Source organism: Pseudomonas sp. SBT1-2 (genome assembly GCF_028640875.1).
Classification (GTDB): domain Bacteria; phylum Pseudomonadota; class Gammaproteobacteria; order Pseudomonadales; family Pseudomonadaceae; genus Aquipseudomonas; species Aquipseudomonas chlororaphis_I.
The window spans coordinates 45,162-69,137 of the sequence record NZ_JAQZAA010000114.1 but is presented as its reverse complement, the minus strand read 5'-3'; the positions used below and the strand labels follow the sequence as shown (position 1 = coordinate 69,137).

Annotated in this window: 22 protein-coding genes; 9 read left to right on the top strand and 13 right to left on the bottom strand. The window is 65.3% G+C overall.

Annotated elements, in window-relative coordinates; all coding sequences use genetic code 11:
* Nucleotides 1-20 precede the first annotated feature (20 nt).
* Together PVZ78_RS28585 and PVZ78_RS28580 are read left to right on the top strand one after the other, a co-directional pair.
* A complete protein-coding gene (locus PVZ78_RS28585; RefSeq protein WP_273829626.1) occupies nt 21-596 on the top strand; it encodes a flavodoxin family protein in 576 nt (191 codons plus the stop codon).
* Nucleotides 597-627: 31 nt separating this feature from the next.
* On the top strand, nt 628-1,452 hold the full coding sequence (locus tag PVZ78_RS28580) for an alpha/beta fold hydrolase (protein ID WP_016703074.1): 825 nt from the start codon (nt 628-630) through the stop codon (nt 1,450-1,452).
* A gap of 95 nt (nt 1,453-1,547) precedes the next feature.
* On the opposite strand, the gene PVZ78_RS28575 is transcribed toward PVZ78_RS28580, so the two are convergent.
* Entirely contained in the window at nt 1,548-1,973 is a 426-nt protein-coding gene (locus PVZ78_RS28575; RefSeq protein ID WP_009049587.1) for a helix-turn-helix domain-containing protein, read from the bottom strand.
* Between the two features lie 277 nt (nt 1,974-2,250).
* On the opposite strand from PVZ78_RS28575, the gene PVZ78_RS28570 reads away from it, so the two are divergent.
* From PVZ78_RS28570 to ycaC, 6 genes are all read left to right on the top strand, one after another.
* Nucleotides 2,251-3,240, top strand: coding sequence for an MBL fold metallo-hydrolase (locus PVZ78_RS28570; protein ID WP_016703073.1), 990 nt, complete (start codon nt 2,251-2,253; stop codon nt 3,238-3,240).
* A gap of 35 nt (nt 3,241-3,275) precedes the next feature.
* Complete coding sequence (locus PVZ78_RS28565) at nt 3,276-4,199, top strand: LysR family transcriptional regulator (RefSeq protein WP_009049585.1); 924 nt, start codon at nt 3,276-3,278, stop codon at nt 4,197-4,199.
* A gap of 127 nt (nt 4,200-4,326) precedes the next feature.
* A complete protein-coding gene (locus PVZ78_RS28560; protein ID WP_009049584.1) occupies nt 4,327-4,743 on the top strand; it encodes a DoxX family protein in 417 nt (138 codons plus the stop codon).
* Nucleotides 4,736-5,365 (top strand): antibiotic biosynthesis monooxygenase, encoded by a 630-nt coding sequence (locus PVZ78_RS28555; RefSeq protein ID WP_009049583.1) that lies wholly within the window; start codon nt 4,736-4,738, stop codon nt 5,363-5,365. Before PVZ78_RS28560 ends, PVZ78_RS28555 begins: the two co-directional genes overlap by 8 nt.
* Nucleotides 5,366-5,483: 118 nt before the next feature.
* Nucleotides 5,484-7,322, top strand: coding sequence for an amidohydrolase (locus tag PVZ78_RS28550; protein ID WP_273829631.1), 1,839 nt, complete (start codon nt 5,484-5,486; stop codon nt 7,320-7,322).
* Between the two features lie 68 nt (nt 7,323-7,390).
* Entirely contained in the window at nt 7,391-8,017 is a 627-nt protein-coding gene (ycaC, locus tag PVZ78_RS28545; protein WP_009049581.1) for an isochorismate family cysteine hydrolase YcaC, read from the top strand.
* 379 nt (nt 8,018-8,396) lie between these two features.
* Here the strand turns inward: ycaC and PVZ78_RS28540 are convergent, their stop codons facing one another.
* The gene (locus PVZ78_RS28540) at nt 8,397-8,738 is read right to left on the bottom strand and encodes a hypothetical protein (protein WP_124340386.1); all 342 of its coding nucleotides are present in this window, start codon (nt 8,736-8,738) and stop codon (nt 8,397-8,399) included.
* Between PVZ78_RS28540 and PVZ78_RS28535 the strand changes: the two genes are divergently transcribed.
* On the top strand, nt 8,698-9,603 hold the full coding sequence (locus tag PVZ78_RS28535; RefSeq protein ID WP_198919061.1) for a LysR family transcriptional regulator: 906 nt from the start codon (nt 8,698-8,700) through the stop codon (nt 9,601-9,603). The genes PVZ78_RS28540 and PVZ78_RS28535 overlap by 41 nt on opposite strands.
* 64 nt (nt 9,604-9,667) lie before the next feature.
* On the opposite strand, the gene PVZ78_RS28530 is transcribed toward PVZ78_RS28535, so the two are convergent.
* From PVZ78_RS28530 to tssE, 11 genes are all read right to left on the bottom strand, one after another.
* Nucleotides 9,668-10,927 (bottom strand): TIGR02270 family protein, encoded by a 1,260-nt coding sequence (locus tag PVZ78_RS28530; RefSeq protein WP_273829625.1) that lies wholly within the window; start codon nt 10,925-10,927, stop codon nt 9,668-9,670.
* A gap of 3 nt (nt 10,928-10,930) precedes the next feature.
* Complete coding sequence (locus PVZ78_RS28525; protein WP_273829624.1) at nt 10,931-11,845, bottom strand: hypothetical protein; 915 nt, start codon at nt 11,843-11,845, stop codon at nt 10,931-10,933.
* Between the two features lie 10 nt (nt 11,846-11,855).
* Nucleotides 11,856-12,803, bottom strand: a complete 948-nt coding sequence (locus PVZ78_RS28520) for a DUF4150 domain-containing protein (RefSeq protein ID WP_009049577.1) — start codon at nt 12,801-12,803, stop codon at nt 11,856-11,858.
* A complete protein-coding gene (locus PVZ78_RS28515; protein ID WP_124340382.1) occupies nt 12,804-13,838 on the bottom strand; it encodes a hypothetical protein in 1,035 nt (344 codons plus the stop codon).
* Entirely contained in the window at nt 13,838-14,950 is a 1,113-nt protein-coding gene (locus tag PVZ78_RS28510; RefSeq protein ID WP_273829623.1) for a DUF2169 family type VI secretion system accessory protein, read from the bottom strand. The genes PVZ78_RS28515 and PVZ78_RS28510 overlap by 1 nt, the downstream gene beginning before the upstream one ends.
* A gap of 15 nt (nt 14,951-14,965) precedes the next feature.
* Complete coding sequence (locus PVZ78_RS28505) at nt 14,966-15,412, bottom strand: DUF6484 domain-containing protein (protein WP_016703063.1); 447 nt, start codon at nt 15,410-15,412, stop codon at nt 14,966-14,968.
* 94 nt (nt 15,413-15,506) lie between these two features.
* Nucleotides 15,507-17,732, bottom strand: coding sequence for a type VI secretion system Vgr family protein (locus tag PVZ78_RS28500; RefSeq protein ID WP_101282738.1), 2,226 nt, complete (start codon nt 17,730-17,732; stop codon nt 15,507-15,509).
* A 30-nt stretch (nt 17,733-17,762) separates the two neighbouring features.
* Entirely contained in the window at nt 17,763-20,471 is a 2,709-nt protein-coding gene (gene tssH / locus PVZ78_RS28495) for a type VI secretion system ATPase TssH (RefSeq protein WP_273829622.1), read from the bottom strand.
* A complete protein-coding gene (tssG, locus tag PVZ78_RS28490) occupies nt 20,468-21,499 on the bottom strand; it encodes a type VI secretion system baseplate subunit TssG (RefSeq protein WP_443218367.1) in 1,032 nt (343 codons plus the stop codon). The genes tssH and tssG overlap by 4 nt, the downstream gene beginning before the upstream one ends.
* Nucleotides 21,481-23,340: a type VI secretion system baseplate subunit TssF gene (tssF, locus tag PVZ78_RS28485; protein ID WP_009049570.1), complete on the bottom strand. Its 1,860-nt coding sequence runs from the start codon at nt 23,338-23,340 to the stop codon at nt 21,481-21,483. The genes tssG and tssF overlap by 19 nt, the downstream gene beginning before the upstream one ends.
* The gene (tssE, locus tag PVZ78_RS28480) at nt 23,337-23,852 is read right to left on the bottom strand and encodes a type VI secretion system baseplate subunit TssE (RefSeq protein ID WP_009044342.1); all 516 of its coding nucleotides are present in this window, start codon (nt 23,850-23,852) and stop codon (nt 23,337-23,339) included. The genes tssF and tssE overlap by 4 nt, the downstream gene beginning before the upstream one ends.
* Between the last annotated feature and the right edge of the window lie 124 nt (nt 23,853-23,976).

Genomic DNA, 23,976 nt, shown 5'->3' with positions numbered 1-23,976 from the left:
CACGTCTGGAGAATGCCGGAATGAGCAAGGTGGTGGTGGTCTATCACAGTGGCTATGGCCATACCCGGGTCATGGCCGAAGCCGTGGCCCAGGGGGTGGAAAGCCACCTGAACAGCGCCTGCCGGCTGATCCCGGTCGAGGAGGTGCACGACCAGTGGGAGCGCCTGCACCAGGCCGACGCCATCATCTTCGGCGCGCCGACCTACATGGGCAGCGCCTCGGCGCCGTTCAAGGGCTTCATGGAAGCCACCGCGGCCTTCTACCTGGCCCAGCCCTGGCGCGACAAGCTCGCCGCCGGCTTCACCAATTCCGGTTGCCTGTGTGGCGACAAGCTCAACACCTTGTTGCAGATGGCGGTCTTCGCGGCCCAGCACTCGATGATCTGGGTCGGCCTCGACCTGCTGCCGGCGCGCTCCAGCATCGGGGTCTTCGATGGCCAGTTGAATCGCCTCGGCAGTTCCCTGGGCGCCATGGCCCAGTCGAATGTCGAACAGTCCCCCGAACACGCACCCCCGCTCGAAGACCGCCGCACCGCCGCGCACCTGGGCCAGCGGGTGGCGCGCCTGGCCGAGCGTATGGCCCATTCATCGATTTGAGTCACCCAACCCCCTGAAGGAGCAAAACGCCATGAGTACATTCACCACGCGCGACGGTACCGAGATCTATTACAAGGACTGGGGCAGCGGCCAACCCATCGTCTTCAGCCATGGCTGGCCGCTGAATGCCGACAGCTGGGAGGCGCAGATGATCTTCCTGGCGTCCAAGGGCTACCGGGTCATCGCCCATGACCGCCGCGGGCATGGCCGCTCCAGCCAACCCTGGTCGGGCAACGAGATGGACACCTACGCCGACGACCTGGCGCAGTTGATCGAACGCCTGGACCTGCAGAACGCGGTGCTGTTCGGCTTCTCCACCGGCGGTGGCGAAGTGGCGCGCTACATCGGTCGCCACGGCACGGCACGGGTCGCCAAGGCCGGGCTGATTTCCGCGGTGCCGCCGCTGATGCTCAGGACCGCGGCCAACCCCGGCGGCCTGCCGATCGAAGTCTTCGACGGCCTGCGCGAAGCGTCGCTGGCCGATCGTTCGCAGCTGTACAAGGACGTCGCCAGCGGGCCGTTCTTCGGGTTCAACCAGCCTGGCGCCAAGCCGTCCCAGGGCATGATCGACTGGTTCTGGATGCAGGGCATGATGGCGGGCCACAAGAACACCTATGACTGCATCAAGGCCTTCTCCGAAACCGACTTCACCGAAGACCTGAAGAAATTCGACGTGCCGACCCTGGTGGTGCACGGCGACGCCGACCAGATCGTGCCGATCGAAGCCGCCGGCATTGCCTCGGCCAAGCTGGTCAAGGACGCGAAGCTGCTGGTCTACCCAGGCGCGCCCCATGGCCTGACCGACACCCACAAGGATCAGCTCAACGCCGACCTGCTGGCGTTCATCGAGGCCTGAGTCGCTCGGCGACCTGCGCCTGATCCATAAAAAAACGCCGGGAGGTTTTTGCCTCTCGGCGTTTTTTATTGCCGGATCTCAAGCGTGTCGCGGCCTTATGCGCTTGCCTGGTTGAGGCAAGGGCGGGCGCGCAGGACCCGGCACCGCCAGGCGAACGGGTTGATGCCTTCGCTGTGGGTGAAGATGTGGCAGAAGTGCGCCTGGTCGCAGAAGCCGCATTCCAGGCTGATCTGCGTCAGGGTCAGGTCGGTGTCCTGGATCAGTTGCTTGGCCCGGGCGATGCGCTGGCAGCGGATCCATTCCTGGGGCGACAGGCCGGTGCTGCACTTGAAGGCGCGGGAGAAATGGCTGCGGGACAGGGCGCAGGCCCGGGCGAGCTCGGTGACTTCCAGGGTGCTGCTCAGGCCGTCGAGGATCATTTGCTTGACCAGGCTTTCGCGCCAGGGAGAAAGGCCGCCGGGGGTGGTTTTTCGGCTTTGTGGGGCGGGCGCCCTGACGGCGTTGTGCTGAGCGTGGGCCATGACGAAATTCCGTGTCGGTGGGCATGCGCCGACGCACCGCAGGGTGGGTCGGGCGCTTCCCGATTTAGAAAACAGGTCTGCGCAGAGGGCTTCATTCTTGGTGGCGTGGCGGGGGCTTGCGAGTTAAACGTTGTTAATTCCGTTAATCCGCAGGTGGGCAGTGGCCGCAACTGAGCACATGGCTGCAATTTTTGCGGCGCGCGGCCGGTGCATGATCGACCTTGTACGGCTGGCTCGGGAGTGGCCGTTTTTCTGACTCGATCAAAAAGGTGAAGGCATGACGCATTCTCTGCTGTGCACGCTGCGCGGAGCAGCCCTGGCATTGGCCCTGACATCGCTTGGCGCCCAGGCGCAGGCGCCGGTCCAGGGCACCCAGGTACCCGGTTACTACCGCCTGGCGGTGGGCGACTACGAAGTGACGGCGCTGTTCGATGGCTACAACGACCTGTCGCCGAAGCTGCTCCAGGGCATGACCCAGGGCCAGATCCGCGCCTTGCTGGCCCGCCGCTCGATCGAGACCCCGGGGGTACAGACCGCCTTCAACGCCTTTTTGGTCAACACCGGCAAGCAACTGATCCTGGTGGACACCGGCGCCGGCCAGTGCATCGGCGCCACCGCCGGCATGCTCACGGCGAACATGCAGGCCGCCGGTTATCGCCCGGAGCAGGTCGACGCCATCCTGCTCACCCACCTGCACCTGGACCACGTGTGCGGGCTGGTGGATGGCAAGCAACAACCGCTGTTTGCCAACGCCACGGTCTACGCCGCCCAGGCCGAAGCCGACTACTGGCTCGATCCGCAGGCGCTGGCCAAGGCGCCCGCCGGTGCCCGGGAGTTCTTCAAGATCGCCCAGGACTCCACCGCCCCGTACCGCGCCGCCGGACGCTTCAAGACCTTCGCCAGCGGCCAGTCGCCGGTGCCGGGCGTCGAGGCCCAGCTGGAGGCCGGGCATACCCCGGGCAGCACCACCTACCGCTTCACTTCCCAGGGCCAGAGCATCCTGTTCATGGGCGACCTGGTGCATAACCTGGCGGTGCAGTTCGAGCACCCGGAAGTGTCGATCCGTTTCGACGTCGACAACCAGCAGGCGATCAAGGCCCGGGCCAAGGTCTTCAGCGAGGCGGCCAGCAACAAGACCTGGGTGACCGCGGCGCACCTGCCGTTCCCGGGCGTGGGCCATATCGCCGCGGTGGATGGGCATTTCCAGTGGGTGCCGGCCGAGTACGGGCCTTACCAGCGGGCGGCCAAGGTGCCGATGATCGAGTGACGTGCGCTGGCTGAACACACAAGGGGACTGCCGCTATGAACCGTAACGATCTGCGCCGCATCGACATGAACCTGCTGGTGATTTTCGAGGCCCTGATGTTCGAAAAGAACCTGACCCGGGTCGCGGAAAAACTGTTCATGGGCCAGCCTGCGGTGAGCGCCGCGCTCGGCCGCCTGCGCGACCTGTTCGACGATCCGCTGCTGTTGCGCAACGGCCGCGGGATGGAGCCGACGGCCCGGGCGCTGGTGATCCTCAAGGAGCTGCAACCGGCGATGGATGCGATCTCGGGCGCGGTCAGCCGGGCCAAGGAATTCGATCCGGCGACCAGCTGCGACCTGTTCCGCATCGGCCTCTCGGACGATGCCGAGTTCGGCCTGTTCCCGCCGTTGTTGAGCCAGTTGCGCGAGGAGGCCCCGGGCATAGTCGTGGTGGTGCGCCGGGCCAACTACCTGTTGATGCCGGCCTTGCTGGCCTCGGGGGAGATCTCGGTCGGGGTCAGCTATACCACCGAGTTGCCGGCCAATGCCAAGCGCAAGAAGTTGCGCGATATCGGCTGCAAGGTGCTGCGCGGCGACAATCGGCCCGAGCCCCTGACCCTCGATGAATACTGCCGGCGGCCCCACGCCATGGTGTCGTTCTCCGGCGACCTGAGCGGCAATATCGACCTTGACCTGGCCAAGGTCGGACGCAGCCGCCGCGTGGTCCTGGGCGTGCCGCAGTTCAGCGGTCTGCGGGCCTTGCTCGCCGGCACCGAAATGATCGCCACCGTGCCCGACTACGCGGCCTGTGCCCTGGTCGAAGGCTGCGCCTTGCGCGCCGAGGACCCGCCGTTCGCCATCGAGGCGGCGCAACTGTCCATGGCCTGGAGCGGGGTGCATGACAACGATCCGGCCGAGCGCTGGTTGCGTTCGCGGATCGCCCAGTTCATGTCCGAGCCCTTGAAGATCCACTCTGCCTAAATGCGGGCGGTCGTGCCGGGCCCTGGGGCGAAGAGAGCACATATGTTCAATTTTTCCCGCCCGTGCAGCGGCACCATTCACTCTCGGCGTCGACGCCGGGGATTTTTCAAATTGTGTGGGTGCGCCAATGAACGCTTCACCTTGGGATGAACGGGCCCGGGACCTCGGGCTGCTGTTTTTGCGAGTCAGCGCCGGGCTGTTTCTGCTGTGGGTGCACGGCCTGCCGAAACTGCTCGACTACAGCGCTGAGCTGCAACGCATCGAAGACCCGTTCCAGCTGGGCGCCAACCTGACGCTGATGCTGGCGATCTTCGCCGAGGTGCTGTGCCCGTTGCTGATCGTCGCCGGGGTGGCGGTGCGCCTGGCCTGCCTGCCGATCCTCGCGGTGCTGCTGGTGGCATTGCTGGTGGTGCACCCGCAGTGGAGCCTGGCCGAAGGCCAGTTCGCCTGGCTGCTGTTGATCCTGTTCAGCAGCATTCTTATCGCCGGCCCGGGACGGCTGGCCCTCAATGATCGTTTCGCCGGAGCCTTGCGTTATGTCTGATTCCAATCGCCTCGAGGCCAGCGCGCGGCCGGATTCCGATGAGGTCGTGACGCTGATCGTCAAGCACCGGGTCAAGGCTGGCCTGGAGGCACCCTATGAAGCCTGGTTGCGGCGCATTGTCGGGGTTGCCGGGCAGTACGAAGGGCATCTGGGCGTGGACGTGATTCGCGGCAAGAGCGGCGGCCTCGACCTGTTCACCTGCGTGCTGCGCTTCTGCTCCACCGAGGCGATGCAGCGCTGGCTCGACTCCCCGCAACGCCGGGCGCTGGTCGACGAAGCCGCGCCGATGCTGGCCGACGGCGACCAGACCGAAGTCCACCCGGTCCATGAATTCTGGTTTTCCACCCAGGCCGATGCCGCTTCGCCACCGCCACGGTGGAAACAGGCGTTGTTGACTATGCTGGTCATTCTGCCGCACACCCTGCTGGTGCCGCTGATCTGGGGGCCTGTGCTGCAACTGAATGCCTGGCTTGGCAATTACGTGGTCGCCACTTTCCTGATCACCCTGACCATCGTGCTCTCGGTGGTCTACCTGTTCATGCCCCTGGCGACCCGGCTGTTCGCCCCCTGGTTGCAAGCCACTGTCACCGACCGACACCTGGAGCCCGGCCATGGCCAATAACGACGACCCGACCGATCCTCTGCGCCGCCACTTGCTCGCGGCCGGATCCTTGCTCAGCGCCGCGGCGGCTTTCTGGCCGCGCCTGTCCCTTGCCTCTTCCCATTCAGAAGGACATCCGATGAACGCCGATCTGATTCTGTTCAATGGTCAATTCCACACCGTCGACCGTGAGAAACCCCGCGCCAGCGCGGTCGCCATCAGCCAGGGGCGCTTCGTCGCGGTGGGCACCGATGCCGAGGCCATGGCCTTGCGTGGCAGCGCCACCCAGGTCATCGACCTCAAGGGCCGCACGGTGATCCCCGGCCTCAACGACTCGCACCTGCACCTGATCCGCGGTGGCCTGAACTACAACCTGGAACTGCGCTGGGAAGGCGTGCCGTCGCTGGCCGACGCCCTGCGCATGCTCAAGGACCAGGCCGACCGCACGCCGACCCCGCAATGGGTGCGGGTGGTGGGTGGCTGGAACGAATTCCAGTTCGCCGAAAAACGCATGCCGACCCTGGAAGAACTCAACCAGGCGGCGCCGGACACCCCGGTGTTCGTCCTGCACCTGTACGACCGCGCCTTGCTCAACCGCGCGGCCCTGCGCGTTGCCGGCTACACCCGCAACACGCCGAACCCGCCGGGCGGCGAGATCGTCCGCGACAGCAACGGCGAACCCACCGGCATGCTGGTGGCGCGGCCCAACGCAATGATCCTCTATTCGACCCTGGCCAAGGGGCCGAAGCTGCCGCTGGAATACCAGGTCAACTCGACCCGCCAGTTCATGCGCGAACTCAATCGCCTGGGCCTGACCAGCGCCATCGATGCCGGCGGCGGTTTCCAGAACTACCCGGACGACTACGCGGTGATCGAGCAACTGGCCCGGGAGCAGCAGTTGACGGTGCGCATCGCCTACAACCTGTTCACCCAGAAGCCCAAGGAAGAACTCACCGACTTCAAGAACTGGACCGGCAGCGTCAAGCTGCACCAGGGCGACGACTTCCTGCGCCACAACGGCGCCGGGGAAATGCTGGTGTTCTCCGCCGCCGACTTCGAGGACTTCCTCGAACCGCGTCCGGACCTGCCGCAGACCATGGAGCAGGAACTGGAGCCGGTGGTGCGGCATCTGGTGGAACAGCGCTGGCCGTTCCGTCTGCACGCGACCTACGACGAGTCGATCTCGCGCATGCTCGACGTGTTCGAGAAGGTCAACCGCGATATCCCCTTCAACGGCCTGCCGTGGTTCTTCGACCACGCCGAAACCATCACGCCGAAAAACATCGAGCGGGTTCGCGCCCTCGGTGGCGGCATCGCGATCCAGGACCGCATGGCGTTCCAGGGCGAGTACTTCGTCGACCGCTACGGCGCCAAGGCCGCCGAACAGACCCCGCCGATCAAGCGCATGCTCGCCGAAGGCGTGCCGGTGGGCGCCGGTACCGATGCCACTCGGGTTTCCAGCTACAACCCCTGGACCTCGCTGTACTGGATGGTCAGCGGCAAGACCGTGGGCGGCATGGAGCTGCACGCCGAAGGCCTGCCCCGGCAGACCGCGCTGGAACTGTTCACCCATGGCAGCGCCTGGTTCTCCTCGGAGCAGGGCAAGAAGGGCCAGATCAAGGTCGGCCAGCTGGCGGACCTGGCGGCCCTGTCCGCGGACTTCTTCAGTGTCGAGGAAGAGGCCATCAAGTGGATCGAGTCGCTGCTGACCGTGGTCGACGGCAAGGTGGTGTACGCCGCCGGCGACTTCTCCAAGCTTTCGCCGCCGATGGTGCCGGTGCTGCCGGACTGGTCGCCGGTGGTCAAGGTGCCGGGGCACTGGCGTCCGACCTCGCCGCTGGTGGCCCAGGTGCACCAGTGCAGCGGCCCGTGCGCGGTGCACTCCCACAGCCACGAGCGGGCGCGCCTGTCGAATGTGCCGGTCAGTGACTTCCAGGGCTTCTGGGGCGCCTTCGGCTGCTCGTGCTTTGCCTTCTGACGATCCACAACAGTGCCGGCCGCAGTGGCCGGCGCTCATAGCGACATCCACCCACCTAGGAGTTTCACATGAGCAACGTACCCTACAAACGTCTGGATATTAATGACGCCGTTGTCCTGCTGGTCGACCACCAGACCGGCCTGATCTCGCTGGTCCAGGATTTCTCGCCCAACGAGTTCAAGAACAACGTGCTGGCCCTGGCCGACTGCGCCAAGTTCTTCAAGCTGCCGACCATCCTCACCACCAGCTTCGAATCCGGCCCGAACGGCCCACTGGTACCCGAGCTGAAACAGATGTTCCCGGACGCGCCCTACATCGCTCGTCCAGGCCAGATCAATGCCTGGGACAACGAAGATTTCGTCAAGGCGATCAAGGCCACCGGCCGCAAGCAACTGATCATCGCCGGCGTCGTCACCGACGTCTGCGTGGCGTTCCCGACCCTGTGCGCACTGGAAGAAGGTTTTGACGTGTTCGTCGTGACCGACGCTTCCGGCACCTTCAACGAAGTGGTGCAGCAGGCTGCCTGGGCCCGCATGACCGCCGCCGGCGCGCAACTGGTCAACTGGTTCTCCGTGGCATGCGAGCTGCAGCGTGACTGGCGCAACGACATGGAAGGCCTGGCCAACCTGCTGTCGCAGCGTATCCCGAACTACCGCAACCTGATGAACAGCTACTCGGCATTCACTGCCAAATAAGCCCGGCGTTATCGCCGAGCTGAAAAAATGCCCGCCATTGTGCGGGCATTTTTTTGCCTCGCGGACACCGCGATCCCTGTAGCCGCTGGCGTAGCCTGCGATCGGCGGCGCAGCCGTCGTAAAACCAGGCGATGTGGTTTTCCAGGCAGATCGCGGACTCAGGTTTTGCGGCAACTGCGTTGCCGTTCGCAGCCTCGCAAGCTCGGCAGCGGCTACACAGGCATCGCGGTCCCTGTAGCCGCTGCCGCAGGCTGCGATCGGCGACGTAGCCGTCGTAAAACCAGGCGATGTGGTTTTCCAGGCAGATCGCGGACTCAGGTTTTGCGGCAACTGCGTTGCCGTTCGCAGCCTCGCAAGCTCGGCAGCGGCTACACAGGCATCACGGTCCCTGTAGCCGCTGCCGCAGGCTGCGATCGGCGGCGTAGCCGTCGTAAAACCAGGCGATGTGGTTTTCCAGGCAGATCGCGGACTCGGGTTTTGCGGCAACTGCGTTGCCGTTCGCAGCCTCGCAAGCTCGGCAGCGGCTACACGGGCATCGCGGTCCCTGTAGCCGCTGCCGCAGGCTGCGATCGGCGGCGTAGCCGTCGTAAAACCAGGCGATGTGGTTTTCCAGGTGGAATGAGGTGCCGGAACGCGAAAAAGCGGCTATAAAGCGTTCAGCTGTCAACCAGAGAGTGACAATGAACCCGTTCGAAGACATGCGTATTTTTTGCCAGGTCATGGACTCCGGCAGCTTCACCGCGGCGGCGGATCAGTTGGGCCTGTCCAAGCAGTTCGTCAGCCGGCGCCTGATGCAACTGGAAGAACGCCTGGGCGTGCGCCTGCTCAATCGCTCGACCCGGCGCCTGGACGTGACGCCCCTGGGGCAGAGCTACTACGAGTCGGCGCTGCGCCTGCTCAGCGAAGTCGAGCAGGTGGAGCAGGGCATCGCCGGCCAGACCGTCGACCCCCGGGGCACCATTCGGCTGAGCGCGCCGCTGTCGTTCGCCATGGCCCACCTGGGGGAACTGTTGCCGCTGTTCCTGCAGCGCTATCGCGATGTCGCGGTCGAGGTCGATCTCAGTGACCGCCCGGTGGACCTGCTCGGCGAGGGCTATGACCTGGCCTTGCGCATCGGCGTGCTGGAAGACTCGACGCTGATCGCCCGCCGCATCGCCTCGATCCAGCGGGTGTATTGCGCCAGCCCGGCGTACCTGGCCGAGCGCGGCACGCCGCTCAGGCCCGAGGAGCTGCAAGGCCACGACTGCCTGCCTTACGGCCACGGTCGGCAGGTGCAGTGGCGTTTCGAAGGGCAGGGCAACAAGCCCTTGCTGGTCAACGTCACCGGCAGGATGCGGGTCAACAACGGCGAATTGCTCAAGGACGCGGCCATCGCCGGCATGGGCATCACTTACCTGCCGACCTTCATCGTCGAGGCGGCGCTCAAGGACGGGCGACTGGTGTCGCTGCTGGACGACTTCGAGCCCGCGCCCCTGGCCTTGTCGGCGGTCTACCCCCAGCACCGCCAGGGGTCGCGACCGGTGCAGGTATTTATCGAGTTCCTGCGCGAACAGCTGAATCGCGGCGTGGCGTCGGTCGCGCGATAAGGCGCGGGGAGCATGCGCTGGCGTTAGCGGCAGGAGCCTGGTGCCATCCGGGGCGGTTGCCGGCTCAGCGCCCGAACCCCGCAGGTTCTCCCAATAATGCCTTTTGCCGCCAGGCGGGCGCGCTGGTGGGGAAAAGCACTTCGGTCGGCCGCAAGCGCGCCATGCCGCAGGCCGCGGCGATACGCTGGCGTTGCTGGCCCCGGACAAGCGCTTGCCGATAACTGCTTTCGCTCTGTCGCAGCCCCAGCACATAACCCACGCCCGCCTGGAAATCGCCTGCATGGGCTTGCCACCAGGCTGCGATCAACGGCGGGTCGGGCCAGGGCAAGTTCTCATCGGGGTCCAGGGCGACATTGGCATCCTCAGGGTCGTCGTTCGGGCCAGCATCGAAATCCGGCAGGTCCTGCAATTCCAGATCGAGCAGCGCCAGGTCGGCGCCAGTCATCAGGCTGAAGGCCTCGCCAGCGACGCGGGCATGCGGCAGGTCGCTCATCTGCTGGATCAGCCAGGGCACGCTGACCGGATCGCCCAGCAGCCCAACCGCCTGGATGCCGATGCGCCGCTGCTCGGGGTTCTGCATCAACTGGCGGATCCAGGCGATGCTGCGCTCGCGCTGTTGCCAGGCCAGCAATACGCAGAGCGCGCGGTACTGGAATTCGCCCGCTTGCTCGGCGAACTGGCGCAGCGGCTCCAAAGCTTCCTCGTCACCCATTTGCGCGGTGGCCCAGTTGGCCCAGAAACGGGTGGCTGCGTCCTTATGCTGGCGGTGGGCACGAATCGCCGGCATCAGGTCACGACGGCGCAGTTCGCCCGCCATGCGCGCGGCCTGGGCGATAACGGCCGCATCGGCATGCGCCAATCCCGCAATCAACACTGCCCCCGGATCACGCCGGTGCATGCCGCAGGCGGCCAGGCCGATGCAGCGAAACAACGCTTCCGGCGAGCCGAGCAGCTTCTCCACCCAGGGTTCGACTCGGGGCCAATCCAGCCAGCCCAGCGCGGCACCCATATAACGGGCACCGTCGGGGTGGGCGCGCAGATGTTCGGCCAACTGGGTCATTGCGCAAGTATTGGCGGCTTCGAAGGCCAGCACCGTGGCCGCGAATATCTCGCCCTGGGCGTTGGGGTTGAGCTGCTGGAGCACCAGGTCCAGGCTCTTTAGCCCGCCTATCTGCAAAGCATCCAGATGAGCTTCGATGCGCTTGTCGAGATCGAGCAGGTGCGCCAGGTCGTAGTGGGGGGCGTGCACGGCAAGGTCGCGCAGGCCGGCCAGAAAGGTGGCCTCCTCAATATGTTGGTCGATGACGATACTGAGGCTCGTCATCGATCAGTTTTCTGGGCAAACATGGCGCCGCCACGTGCTGCCGTCGAAACTGAGCACGCATTCGTCGCCTGCCACCCACAGCACATCGGGCTTGGCATCGATGGCGTAGTAGGCCTTTTTGCCCTTCAGCGGCACCTTGGTCTCGCGCAGCTGCATGCCGTCGTACTCGAGCAACTGGTCGGTTGCGGTCACGTAGAGCTTGCCGGCGAACTCAACCATGTTTTCCAGCACTTCGGCGCACAGGTCGCGATCACCGATATCTGTCCATCCCGCCTGCGCGCTGCCTCGCAGCAGGATCCCGCCGGACCCGCCGATGTACACCACACCATCGGCGGCGCAGTGCACGCAGTAAAGCGGCAGGTTGGTGGGTGCCACCGATGCCTGCCAGCCTTTGCCGTCCCAGTGCCAGATGGCGCCGCCATCGCCGACGGCATAGACGTCGTCGCGCGAGAACCCGTCAATGCCGTTCAGGCAGGCCGTGACCTCGTCCACCAACGGAACATAGAGCCCCTGGTCGATGCGTTGCCAGACGCCCTTGCTTTGCCTCAATACCTGGTTCTGTGTGCCGCAGGCATACAGTTCGCCGTCCACCTCGCAGAGGTCCATCAGGTAGACATTGTCGATGTCCAGCGTGGTGTCGGTGCTGGACTGCCCGGAGGGGTGTTCACGGAGTAGCCCGGCCCGCCCGAGGAAACAGTAGTTACCTTTCTGCTGCCCGCGCAGCGGTGCTCTCTGCAGAGCGCTGTAGACCACCTCGGGAATGTCGTAGACATGGAACCAGTCGTCCTGGTCGATCATCATCACCCGGGTTACGCTGGGCTCCGCGCCCTCCAGATAGAGATGCCCGCCGAGCAGCGCCTGCTCCGGTCCGATCGCGATAATGTTGGTGAAGTAGAGGGCGGTTTCGCTCTGTGCCATGGTTCAGATCCTATGGGCGTCCTGCGGGGGCTGGTGCGGAACGTGCGGGTGGTATGACTTTGCCCGCCGCGCCCGAGGCACGGAGGTTCAAAGTGTTGGTGCAGCCAGGTCCTTTCTTCGGCTTGGCCTTGTAGTACTGGTCGAGCTGGAAGGCAACGCACTCCTGCTCTTTTTTCGTCAGGTCGCGCGGGGGGCTCAGTGCGCCTCCTGCCGAGGCGGCCGCAGTGTTGCGTGCGGTTTCGTATTTGAACGGCTTGCCCTTGTCGAAGTGGTCCAATTCGACCGGATCGAACTTCGCATGGCAGCGCTTGTGCGAACCCTGGTGCTGGTTGCCGCGCGACACGCAGATCACCGGGGCTTTCGAGTGACTGTAGCCGGCCTTGCCGCGCATGCAGCGGCCGGGTATCAGATGGTGGCCGGTTTGCGCCGCTCCGCTCGCTGTGTTCGGACAGGCCTTGCTATAGGGCTGCAGGCGCAGGTGTCCCATGCCGGCGCACTTGCCGCCCGGCTTGAAGGCCGCCTTCATCTTCGAGGTGTGCGGCCAGGTTGCCGTGTTGCCAGGAGACGGATTGTGGTTGTGGGTGGTCAGGTCGAGATGGCGAACGACGTTCAATCCTTCGAACTTCACGTCCATCGACCAGGAGATGAAATAGACCTTCCCGGTGTTGGTACTGGTGATAATGCCTTTCTTCGGCGCTCGACCTGCCTCGTCGCCATAGCTCTTCTTGAAATGGCTCTTATTCTTGAGCATCACTTCCTTGCCGGTGATCTTGATGGTCCGACTGCCCTGCGTCGTGTCCTTCGACATGCCGGTATTCGGATAGGGGATCGGTACGCCCATGGGGGTAGGCGGTGCCTGTGGCGGGGTGAAGCAGACGTCGGGAAACGAGGCTATCGATTTCCCCGAGGCCGACTTGCAGGAAAGTTCTCGACCATTGGCGTAGACCTCATTGGCCATCTAGTTCGCCCTCACACGCTGGTAGCCAAGCACCATCGCCGCCCGCTCGCCCCCATCATTGCTCGAATGGCAGAGTACCTGCGCGCTGTGGCCATAGCCTTTGCGCGAGGCAGCCAGGGCAATGCACAGCAGCGCGGGTCCGGTCATTGCCCCGCACTCGCCGATGCAGTCCGCGGGGCTCCAGAGCTCGACGCGCTCCTTGCGTACCCGCAGGGTCCGGCTCAGGGCCAGCGCGGCTTCCTTGAAGTAATACTGCTCACCCGTCAGGTCGGCGAGACGATAGTCGACATGCTCGAAGCCGAAGCCGCAGTCATCGAACGCCGCTTTCACCGCCTGAGTGAGCCCGTCCGCGCGAAATGGCAGCCCCTCGCTTTCGACAGTAGCTTTTTCCCTTCCGAAACCAAGCCCAAGGCATAGCAGTTGCGGCTCTTCGCTGGCCCGCACGGCCGTCACCAGTATCGCCGCAGCTCCTTCGCCAGGAATGAAGCCGTTGTCGCAATGACTGCTGAGTAGCCGGTCTCGCTCCTGATAGGCCGCGAGCGTCGCCCCGGTGAGATAGGAATCGACACCTGCGATCAGTACCTTCGAATATCCCTGCTCGATGAGTTTACGTGCGTTGATCAATGCCACCGCAGCGCTCACCCGGCCCCGCGGGATCACGCAGGAGCGCTCGTGAAAGCGCTGGCCGAGGCGCTCCTCGATGGCCCGCAGCAAGGACTCGTCCAGGCGCTCCAGGCGTCCTGGCCGGTCGCTCTCGGCCACGCCGAGCAGCAGCGGTATGCCGTGGACGTCCTCGTCGGACAGACCGGACAGGCACTCTGCGATGGCCATGCTGGCCATTCCCACCAGTTGTGCATATCCGGAGGACGGCTCAGGCAGGATCACGGGCGCGCCGACCAACCATTCCCCTGCCTGGTCAATGAAACGGGTTTCCTGGAAGTTGTCGATCGCGCAACGGATCGCCGCGCAGCTCGCGGGGGCGCTAAGGCCAACGGCGCTGACCATGCCGGAGCCGACGATGCAGAGCGCGGTCATCAGGGCGTCTCCTCGGGCGTGCGTTTGGCTTTCACCAGGGCCGACAGCGACGGGTAGTAATCCTTGCCCAGTTCGCGGGCGCGCCACCAGCCCGTGGACATGCTACCCACCAGCACCTGAGCGATTTCGAACAGGTTGCGCTTGAGCGGGCGGCTGGTGCGCCAGGTGATCTCGACGTGCTGCATATCCGTGTCGATCAGCAGGGTGTCGATCACCGCCTGCACGGTTTCATGGCCGCCTTTTTTCAGGAAGAAGGTCACTGGCACCTGCATTTCGGGAATGCGAAAGCCCGCGCGCTCCTGGGGCGTGAGGTTGAGCAACAGCACATCCTCGCCACCGCGCAGGTAGTGGGTCTGCTGATCCTCGGGGGCCGCCTGAAAGTAGCGCTGGTCGAAATCCGCCGGCAGAAAGGGAAAGCAGTCGGCCAGCCAGGCCTCGTCGTAGGTGCCGGCGAAGCGCGCGCGTTGTGGCCAGCCACGGCCGATGGGGCCGAGGGCCATGGGGCGGAAGTCGCCAGAGGGGCTGTCGATCGGTTTGCCCAACTCTTCGGTGCTCGGCATCGGCATGCCGACGATGTCGGCACTGTCGGCGCTGCGCGGGTACCAGCCGCAACCGATCGGATTGTCCAGGTAGCAGTGACGCAATTGAGGGTCGTTGGCGATCGGATGGCTGCCGCCAAACGCCCGGGCGTAGGAGATGTCCTGCTCGGTAAACGGCTGCGGCAAGCCGGGAGCAACGCCCAACAGCCCCGATTGCCATTGCCGTGGACCGAGGACGGAAAAAGCCTTGCTCATCCGCCCGACGCGAATGCCCGCGGTCAGCTGCGTCACGGAGCGCCCGCCTGGGGCGTAGGCCTTGCCGCGGACCAGGACATCGCAGCATGGCTTGAGCGGGGCGAAGTCCATTTCCTGCAGCGGGGCGCTGAGGCCGGGCTCGCCGAGGAAGGTGTCGGCCATCAGCAGCGGTTGCTGGGTGTCGGCGAGGGTGGCCGCGCGGCCGTCCAGCGGCAGGTTGAACGTGCCTTTGGCCACCACCACCAGGGATTCGCGGCCATCGGGCGCCAGGCCCTGGGTATAGGCCGCAAGCAGTTTGCTGGCGTTGAGCAGTTCCATAGGCCGGCTATCCGTTTAGTTGATCTGCACCGAACCGCCCTTGATGCGGTTGACCCCGCTGGAGCGGCTGGACAGGTAGGCGCCCTGGATGATCACCTTGCCCGCGCGGGTCAGGGTGATGCTGGCCTTGCCGCAACGCAGCACGATCTCGCGTTCGGCGCTCAGTTCCAGGCAATGCTCGTCCAGCCGCACGCTGGCGACTGGCTCGGGCGGGGCGTCCGCGCCGAGCAGGCGGCCGATCACCAAGGGGCAAGCCGGATCGCCGCCTTCGAACATCAGCGCAACCTGGCCGCCGATATCCGCAGGCCCCAGCAGCGCGGTGCAGCGGGCAACGACGCCGCTGGCATCCGGGCAACCCGGGTAAACGACCCTGGGCGCGCTGGCGTGCGGCAGCTCGAGCAGGGTGCCGATGACCACTGCGTCGATGCGGGCCTGTATGGGTAGCGGGTGCTGAATCGTCATATACACACCTCCACTGTGCTGGCTCTGTACGAAAAGTGGCTGCGCGCTGGGCGCCTTCGGCGCTACGCGGGCCATGCTGCGTTAAAAACAGGCCCTAGTTCTGCAGGATCTTCTGGCCTTTGACCACAACGTTCCTGTTGGCCTTGATGTTGATGGCGCCGGAGCCGTCGATGGTGATGTCCTTGCCGCGAATCATGATGGTGCCGTCCTTCTTCATGGTGATGCTGGCCGCGCCCGTGGTCAGGGTGATGGAGTCGCCGGCGGTGAGGGAGAAGTTCTTGCCGACGTCCAGGCTGTCGTTCTGCTGGATGTTGGTGGTGCGGTTCTGGTTAACGTCGCGGGATTCGTTCTGGCCGATCTGGGTACTCTGGTTGCCGTTGATCTCGATACCTTCGTTGCCCTTGACCGTTTCGTTGCGGTTGCCGGTGATGCCGATGGTCTCGTTGCCGCCCACGTCCTCGGTGCGGTTGCTGACGATGGTGATGGTTTCGTTGGCACCGACCTTTTCCCTGCGGTCCGCGCCTATGGTGATGGTCTCGTTGTTGCCAACGTCCTCGGTGCGGTTGGCGCCGATGGTGATTTTCTCGTCGCTGCCGACATCCTCGGTACGGTTCACACCGATGGAGATGGTCTCGTTATTGCCGACCTTTTCCTTGCGGTCCACGCCGATGGTGATGGTTTCGTTGTTGTCGACGGTTTCGGTGCGGTCGTGTTTGACGTGCACGGTCTCGTCGTTGTCGATGGTCTTGCTGCGGTCGTGGCCGACCCAGTGGGTCTCGTCGTTCTCGACCTCGATGTCCTGGTTCTTCTCGGCGTGGATGAACAACTGCTCCGCGCCTTTTTTGTCCTCCATGCGGATTTCATTGAAGTTGGCTGGCGAGCCTTCCTTGCTCGAACGGCTTTTCACCCCGCTCTGGGTGGCATTGGCCGGCAGCTCGTAGGGCACGGTCTGCTCGGCGTTGTAGACGCGGCCGGTGATGATCGGGCGATCCGGGTCGCCTTCGAGGAAACTGACGATCACTTCCTGGCCGATCCGCGGGATCTGCACCGACCCCCAGTTCTTGCCGGCCCAGGCCTGCGACACGCGCATCCAGCAGGAGCTGTTTTCGTTGGATTGGTCGTGGCGATCCCAATAGAAATGCACCTTGACCCGGCCATACTGGTCGGTCCAGATCTCCTCGCCGGCGGGGCCTACCACCCTGGCGGTCTGCGGCCCGCGGACAATGGGCAGGGGCGTCAGGGGTAGGGGGCGGAAAGCCTGGCTGGCATCCATGCAGTCCAGTTCGCTGATGAACTGCTCGGCCAGGTCCAGCTGCCCGCTTTCATAAAGCTCCTGGCGGATCTGATAGCGGGCGACCACCACCAGGTATTCGCGATTCTGGTCGGCGCGGTCGTAGCCGGTCAGCTTGAACAGATGCCCGCAGCCCAGGCCGCGCGCCCGACCGCGCAACTGCACGCGCTCGAACTGGCTGTGAATGGCCTGGATGCGGGTGCGTGCGTAATGCTCGCCATCCTTGCTCTGTACGTATTCGCCCGGGTAGTCGTAGAGCGGATGGTCGCCGTTGCTGTGGCTGCGCGACACGCTGGAGCGCACTTCGAGGCTGGCGCCGGGGCGCTGGAAGTCGTAGTCGTTCAACGCCAGCGAGCCCGGCTGGACTTCCCGCGCCAGTTGCCAGTCGTAGAAGTGGTCGCGCTCGCGCATCTGCTGATCGGGCGGGAAGAAGGGCACCGAAGCGTAGTCTGCCACCGTCGAGTGGGCGCCGTAGGCGTCGGCCAGCACCAGGACATGCCGCGCTTTCTCATGGCGGAAGTAGTAGTAGATGCCTTCCTGCTCCATCAGCCGGCTGATGAAATCGAAGCTGGTTTCGCGGTATTGCACGCAGTATTCCCACTCGCGGTAACTGCCGCTCAGGTTGTCTTCGAAATCGGAGAAACCGAGGTCGCGGAACACCTGCTTGATGATGTCCGGCACCGTCTTGTTCTGGAAAATCCGGCAGTCCGAGGTGCGCGTGAGCAGCCAGAACCAGGGCCGCAGGCTGACCCGATAACCGGCGAACTGGCCGTGGCCGGTCAGTTGCCGGCAGCCGCAGGCAATGCCGTGGAAATAGCGTTTGCCGCCGCCGTGCAGCTCCAGGGTCAGGCCCATCGGCTTGCCCAGCAGCTGGTCGAATTTGATCGCCCGGTCTTCGGACGTGAGGTCCAGTTCGTAATGGAACAATCGCCCCAGCTCCTCGCTGCCTTCCATGCTCTGCAACAGCAGGACCTCGCCGCCGAGGGGGCTGTCGACCTGCACCAGGCGATTGCTTTGCGTGATTGCCATAAACGGCTTCCTCTGGCTCGCGTTGGGGCGTCAGTCATGCGGGTCGAATGCGTAGTGCAGCGCATTGTCCCGCTGGCTGATGCGCACGCCCGCCAGCGGCTTGCCCTCGAGCATGCGGGTGAGAAACTCCCGGCTCATGTCCGGCAACAGGGTATTGGTCAGGATGGCGTCGATCATCCGTCCGCCGCTCTCGATCTCGGTGCAGCGCGAGACGATCAGGTCGACCACGCTGTCGTCGTAGGCGAAGGGCACCTTGTGTCCGCTTTCCACGCGCTGCTTGATCCGCTCCAGTTGCAGGCGGGTGATGGCCTTGAGCATCTCGTCGCTCAGCGGGTAGTAGGGGACGGTCACCAGGCGCCCGAGCAGGGCCGGCGGGAAGACCTGGAGCAACGGCTCGCGCAGCGCCTTGGCGATGGCATCGGGATCGGGCAGCCGTCGCGGGTCGCGGCACAGGCTGGCGATCATCTCGGTGCCGGCATTGGTGGTGAGCAGGATCAGGCAGTTCTTGAAGTCGATCAGGCGGCCTTCGCCGTCCTCCATCACGCCCTTGTCGAACACCTGGAAGAAGATTTCGTGCACGTCCGGATGGGCCTTTTCCACCTCGTCCAGCAACACCACGCTGTAGGGTTTGCGCCGCACCGCCTCGGTCAGTACGCCGCCTTCGCCGTAACCGACATAGCCGGGCGGGGCGCCTTTGAGGGTGGAGACGGTGTGCGCCTCCTGGAACTCGCTCATGTTGATGGTGATGATGTTCTGCTCGCCGCCGTACAGGGCTTCGGCCAGGGCCAGGGCGGTCTCGGTCTTGCCCACGCCCGAGGTGCCGGCGAGGAGGAACACGCCAATCGGTTTGCTTGGGTTGTCCAGCCCGGCGCGCGAGGTCTGGATGCGCTTGGCGATCATCGCCAGGGCATGGTCCTGGCCGATGATGCGTTTTTTCATGTGCTCGTCGAGCCTGAGCACGGTGTCGATTTCGTTGCGCGCCATGCGCCCGACCGGGATGCCGGTCCAGTCGGCGACCACCGCGGCCACCGCCTGGTAATCCACGGTGGGCAGAATCAACGGGCTTTCGCCCTGCAAGGTGGCGAGGCGGCTCTGCAGCTCGCCGAGCTTGTCGCGCAATGCCGTGCGTTCGGCTTCATCCAGGCGCGGCGATGGCACACCGGCCTCGCCACTGGTGTCGTCCAGCGGTTCGGCGGCGGCGCGCAGGGTGGCGCGGGTCGCCAGCAGTTCATCGACCAGGGCTTTCTCTTCGCTCCAGCGACTCTCCAGGGTCGCCAGGCGTTGGCGCTCCTCGTCGAGGGCCGCCTCGACTTCCTGCTGGCGAGTACCGATGGCGATGCCGATGGCCTGCTCGCGGCCAATGATCGCCTGCTCGGTGCTCAGCGCCTCGATGCGGCGGCGGCTGTCGTCCACTTCGGCCGGCACCGCATGCAGGCTGATGGCGACCCGTGCGCAGGCGGTGTCGAGCAGGCTCACCGACTTGTCCGGCAGCTGCCGGGCCGGAATATAACGGTGCGACAGCTTGACCGAGGCCTCCAGCGCCTCGTCGAGGATCTGCACCTTGTGGTGCTGCTCCATGGTCGAGGCGACGCCGCGCATCATCAGGATCGCCTTGGCCTCGGACGGTTCGTCGACCTGCACCACCTGGAAGCGCCGGGTCAGGGCCGGGTCCTTCTCGATGTGCTTTTTGTATTCGGCCCAGGTGGTTGCCGCCACGGTGCGCAGGGTGCCACGGGCCAAGGCCGGCTTGAGCAGGTTGGCGGCATCGCCGGTACCGGCCGCGCCGCCGGCGCCGACCAGGGTATGGGCCTCGTCGATAAACAGGATGATCGGCTTGGGCGAGGCCTGCACATCCTCGATGACCTGGCGCAGGCGTTGCTCGAACTCGCCCTTCATGCTCGCGCCGGCCTGCAACAGGCCGACGTCCAGGCTGCGCAGTTCGACGTCCCTGAGGCTCGGCGGCACGTCGCCGGCGACGATACGCAGGGCGAAGCCCTCGACCACCGCGGTCTTGCCAACCCCGGCTTCGCCGGTGAGGATGGGGTTGTTCTGCCGGCGGCGCATCAGGATGTCGACCAGTTGGCGAATCTCCTCGTCGCGCCCGACTATGGGGTCGAGTTTACCGCTGCGGGCCTGTTCGGTGAGGTCTACGGTAAAGCGCTTGAGCGCCTCCTGCTTGCCCAGCGCACTGGGCGCCATGGCGCCGCTGGCTTCGCCCGGCGTGGCGCCAGCGTTGAAACCGTCGCTGGCGGCCAGGCCGTTTTCCGGCGAGTCGCCGAGGTATTCGTCGAAACGCTCGATCAGGTGCTCCACCTTGATCTTGTCGAACTCGCGGGAGAGGGCCGCGAGTGCGTGGCGCAGGCTCGGTGTCTTGAGCATGCCGACGATCAGGTGGGCGCTGCGTACCTGGCTCTCGCCGAACAGCAGACTGCCATAGACCCAGCCGCGCTCCACGGCTTCCTCGACCTGCACGGACAGGTCGGTGATCGAGGTCGAGCCGCGCGGCAGGCGGTCCAGGGCGTCGGTGATATCCCTGGACAGGCGCGCCGGGTCGAGATTGAACTGGCGGACCAGGCGGTGCAGGTCGCTGTCCTGCAATTGCAGGAGCTGATGCAGCCAATGCACCAGTTCCACATAGGGGTTGCCGCGCAGTTTGCAGAACACGGTGGCGGCTTCGATGGCCTTGTAGGCCGGGCTGTTCAACTTGCCGAACAGCGCGACGCGGCTGATCTCACTCATGATCGCGGCTCCTTGAGGGGGGTGGTGTGGCTGGCGTATTCGCGGGCCAGCAGCAGGTCGTCGGCATCCGTCGGCGGGCTGCCGAGCCAGGTGTCGAAGCCCAGGCGGGTCTGGCCGTCGAGATCGATGCGCGGCACTTGCGCGCGCTGCAGCAGCAGATTGACTTCCCAATCCAGCTCCTCACCCTGGTACTCGGCGACCCAGGCGGCCAGTTCGCCGAAGCTGTCCTGGCCGGGCAGCAGGCGTTGGTATTGCGCAAGGCTCAAGGGCCCCAGGCGGATGCGGAATTTATGCTGGCGATCCCAGACGTGGGTGCCCAGGCTCAGGTCGCTGCCGAGCGAGCACAGCGCCACGCCCAGCTGACTGCGCTGCGGCAACTCCAGCCACTGGCCGACGTATTCCTCGATGCTCACCGGCACGCCGAAGTAGTCTTCCAGGATCGCGCGCAAGCCGTCCGGGTAGCGGGTTTGTGCCGCCAGGTGGCCGGTGAAGTGGTAGCGCGCCGAGTCGGCGATCGGGCCCTGGCCGAGCAGGCTGGTCATGCCCCGTCCGGACAGTGCGGCCAGGCGCATCGACCAGTAGTCGTGGTCGGGGCGGTCGTGGCTGACGGTCGGCCGCGCCTCGGCCCAGGCGCGGTAGAACAGGCACAACAAGCGGTGATTGAACACGTCGAGAAAGCGCGTGAAGCTGGCGTCGCCGCTGTTGCGCTGGCGATCGCGGGCGTATTCGGTCAGGTGCAGCGGCAGCGGGCCGTTGGGCCCGGTCAGGCCGAAAAACAACTGCTCGATGCGCGGCGCGGCGCCCTCGGGGTCGGTCTCGATGCTGGCCAGGGTCGAGGGAGCGAAGCCGCAGTCGGGTTTCTGCCCCAGGCGCAGCGGGTCGTCGTGCAAGCGCAGGGAATGGCCGATGCGCGGCCGGTCGCTGGCCTCGCACTCGATGCGCCGCAGCGCCTGGAAGAAGTCGTAGGCCCAGGGCTCGACGGCCATCCGATCGATGCTGTGCAGCGGTTTCAGAGGTTCGGTCGACATCCGGGGTGCGCCTGCCATCGCATGATTTCGCCGCGCTCGGTGGTGCGCAGCACGGTTTCGGTGAAGCTGTTGATCGACACGTAACGGGCCAGGAAACGCTCGAACACCGCGCCCAGCAGGTACACGCCGGTGCCGCGGAAGGCGTTTTCGTCGAACTCCAGGCTGATCTCCAGGCCACGGCCAAACACGATCGGCCCCGGCATCGGCAACCGCCGGGTGCAGGGCGTGCTGCGCACCTGGCGCAGGCCTTCAATTTGTAACTGCAGCGCCGAATCGCCGGGGTCGCCGTACAGGCGCAGCAATTCGCGCAGCGCCGCGGCACCCTGGCCCTGTTCGCTCAGCGACAGGTAGTTCAGCGATAGCTGGCTGATCAGCCGCCAGGCGCTGGCATCGTGCGCGCGGCTCGGCCGTGGCCGGCTTGGCCCGGCCAGGCAGCGCACGGCCAGCACCGGGGCGCTGTCTTCCAGGGTGAAATCGCTTTTGCCGGTCCCCACCGGCATCAGCAACGGCAGGTCGCGGTTGGTGCACAGGGCGCTGAGGCCGAGCTGGCGCAAGTCGTGGCGATAGGGCGCCTGGTTGACATCCACCAGCGAGACGAAGGTTTCGCTGCCGATATAGGTCGAGCGGGGCCCGCGGCGCCGTTGCTGGCTGGACAGGCGACGCGGCTCGCGGCGGACGATGTAGTAGGCCTGCTCGCGGCCATAACGCAGCGGGTCGCGGATCGCATAGAACGGCTGGAACGGCTGCTCGGGGCCGCTGCCATGGCCGGTGACCTGGGTCAGGGAATGGATCTCGAAATCCAGCGGCCGGGTGCGGTCGGCGATCACCTGGTGCTCATGCACCCGCTCGCTCAGGTGAATGCGATCGGCGCGGCGTGGAAACAGGTTCACCGCCGGCGTGCAGAAGGGCACGAACTGGGCCGCCGATACCGTGCCTTCCAGGGTGCTGTCGAGGCGATCGAACAGCACCACCAACTCCAGTTCCTGGCTGCCACAGCGCTGCACACCGGCGCTCAGCCCGGTGAAGTCGACGAACAGGAAGCGGTTGGGCAGGGCGAAATATTCCTGCAGCAGGCGATACCCCTGGAAGGCCCGGGGCACCACCGGCAGCACCGCGTCCTGATCGTCGAAGCCGCGGGGTTTGAGGCTCTCCACAGGCAAGCGTTCGGCCCAGTCGCCGTCGACGCTCTTGATAAACACGGCACAGGCATTGCCGAGCAACTGCTCGTACAGACGAAAAGGTTGCTCGTCGGCGCCATTGAGGTAGAGCGGCAGGCTGTCCAGCGCCAGGGCGTTGAACGGCAACCCGGCACCACAGCGCAAGCGCAGGCGCAGCCCGGCCTTGGCCCTGGGTTCGCTGGCGGCCAGGCGGCCGAGGGTCGCCGCCGGGTTGCCGAAGTATTCGGCATGGCCGACCTGCAATGGCCACAGCGTCACCGCATGGGCGCTGCGGTATTCGCAGGCGGTCTGCTCGCCATGGCCCAGCTGGCCACGCAGGGCGGCCTGGCGTTCGACCCTGAAGCCGCTGGTCAGTGAGCCCTCGTTGGGGTCGGCGACCAGCTGGACCACCACCACCGAAGGCGTTGGCGCCAGGTAATGGGGGTAGGCGATTTCCAGCAGATTGTGGGTGAAGGTCGGGTATTCGGCGTCCAGCTTCAGGTGGACCCGCGCGCTCAGGTAGGCGAAGCCCTCCAGCAGACGCTCGACATAGGGATCGGCGCATTCGATGCCGGACAGGGTCAGGCGGCTGGCGATCTTGGGGAACTCCTGGGCGAACTCGGCGGCGCTCTCGCGGATATGCTGCAGCTCCTGGTTGTAATACTCGAGCATGCGCGGGTTCATTGGCGTCTCCTGGCGGGCTCGGCCGGCGTCACCTTGACGTGCCCGGTTTCCAGGTCGAGGGCGGTGCTGAGCAGCAGGCGCAGGGGCACCGGCTCGGCCCACAGATCGCCCTCGATCTCGAAGCTCAGGGCGTTGTGGCTCATGTCATTGCCGTCGAGTCGCGCGCGAACCTTCAACGAGCCTTTGAGGATGCGCGGCTCGAACGTGGCGATGGTGTCGCTGAACAAGGCTTCGATGGCCTGTACATCGACACTCGAGGCGGTATGTCCGGCCAGGGGCGGCAGGCCGAAATTCAGCACCGAGTTGCCCGCCGGCATCTGCGCGGCCTGCTCCGGATCGAACAGCACGCAGGTGTTGAACAGCCAGGCCAGATCGCGCAGCACGCACGCTTTGAGCTGGGTCAGCGACATGACGCGGCGCTCGGCGGCTTCTTTCGGGTTGTGCGGATCATCGTCGGTCAGGCGATCGAGCAACGAGGGTTGCAGGCGTTCTTGCAGGGTCAGCTCGGCCATTTTCAGTTATCCCTGTCGGCGCAGCCGAGGCTGCGCAGTTGATCCCGCAGGGCCCGCAAGGCGCCGCCCAACTGACCTGCACCCATCGGCTGTTCGGCGTTCATTGCCATCTCCTTGTTCGCAG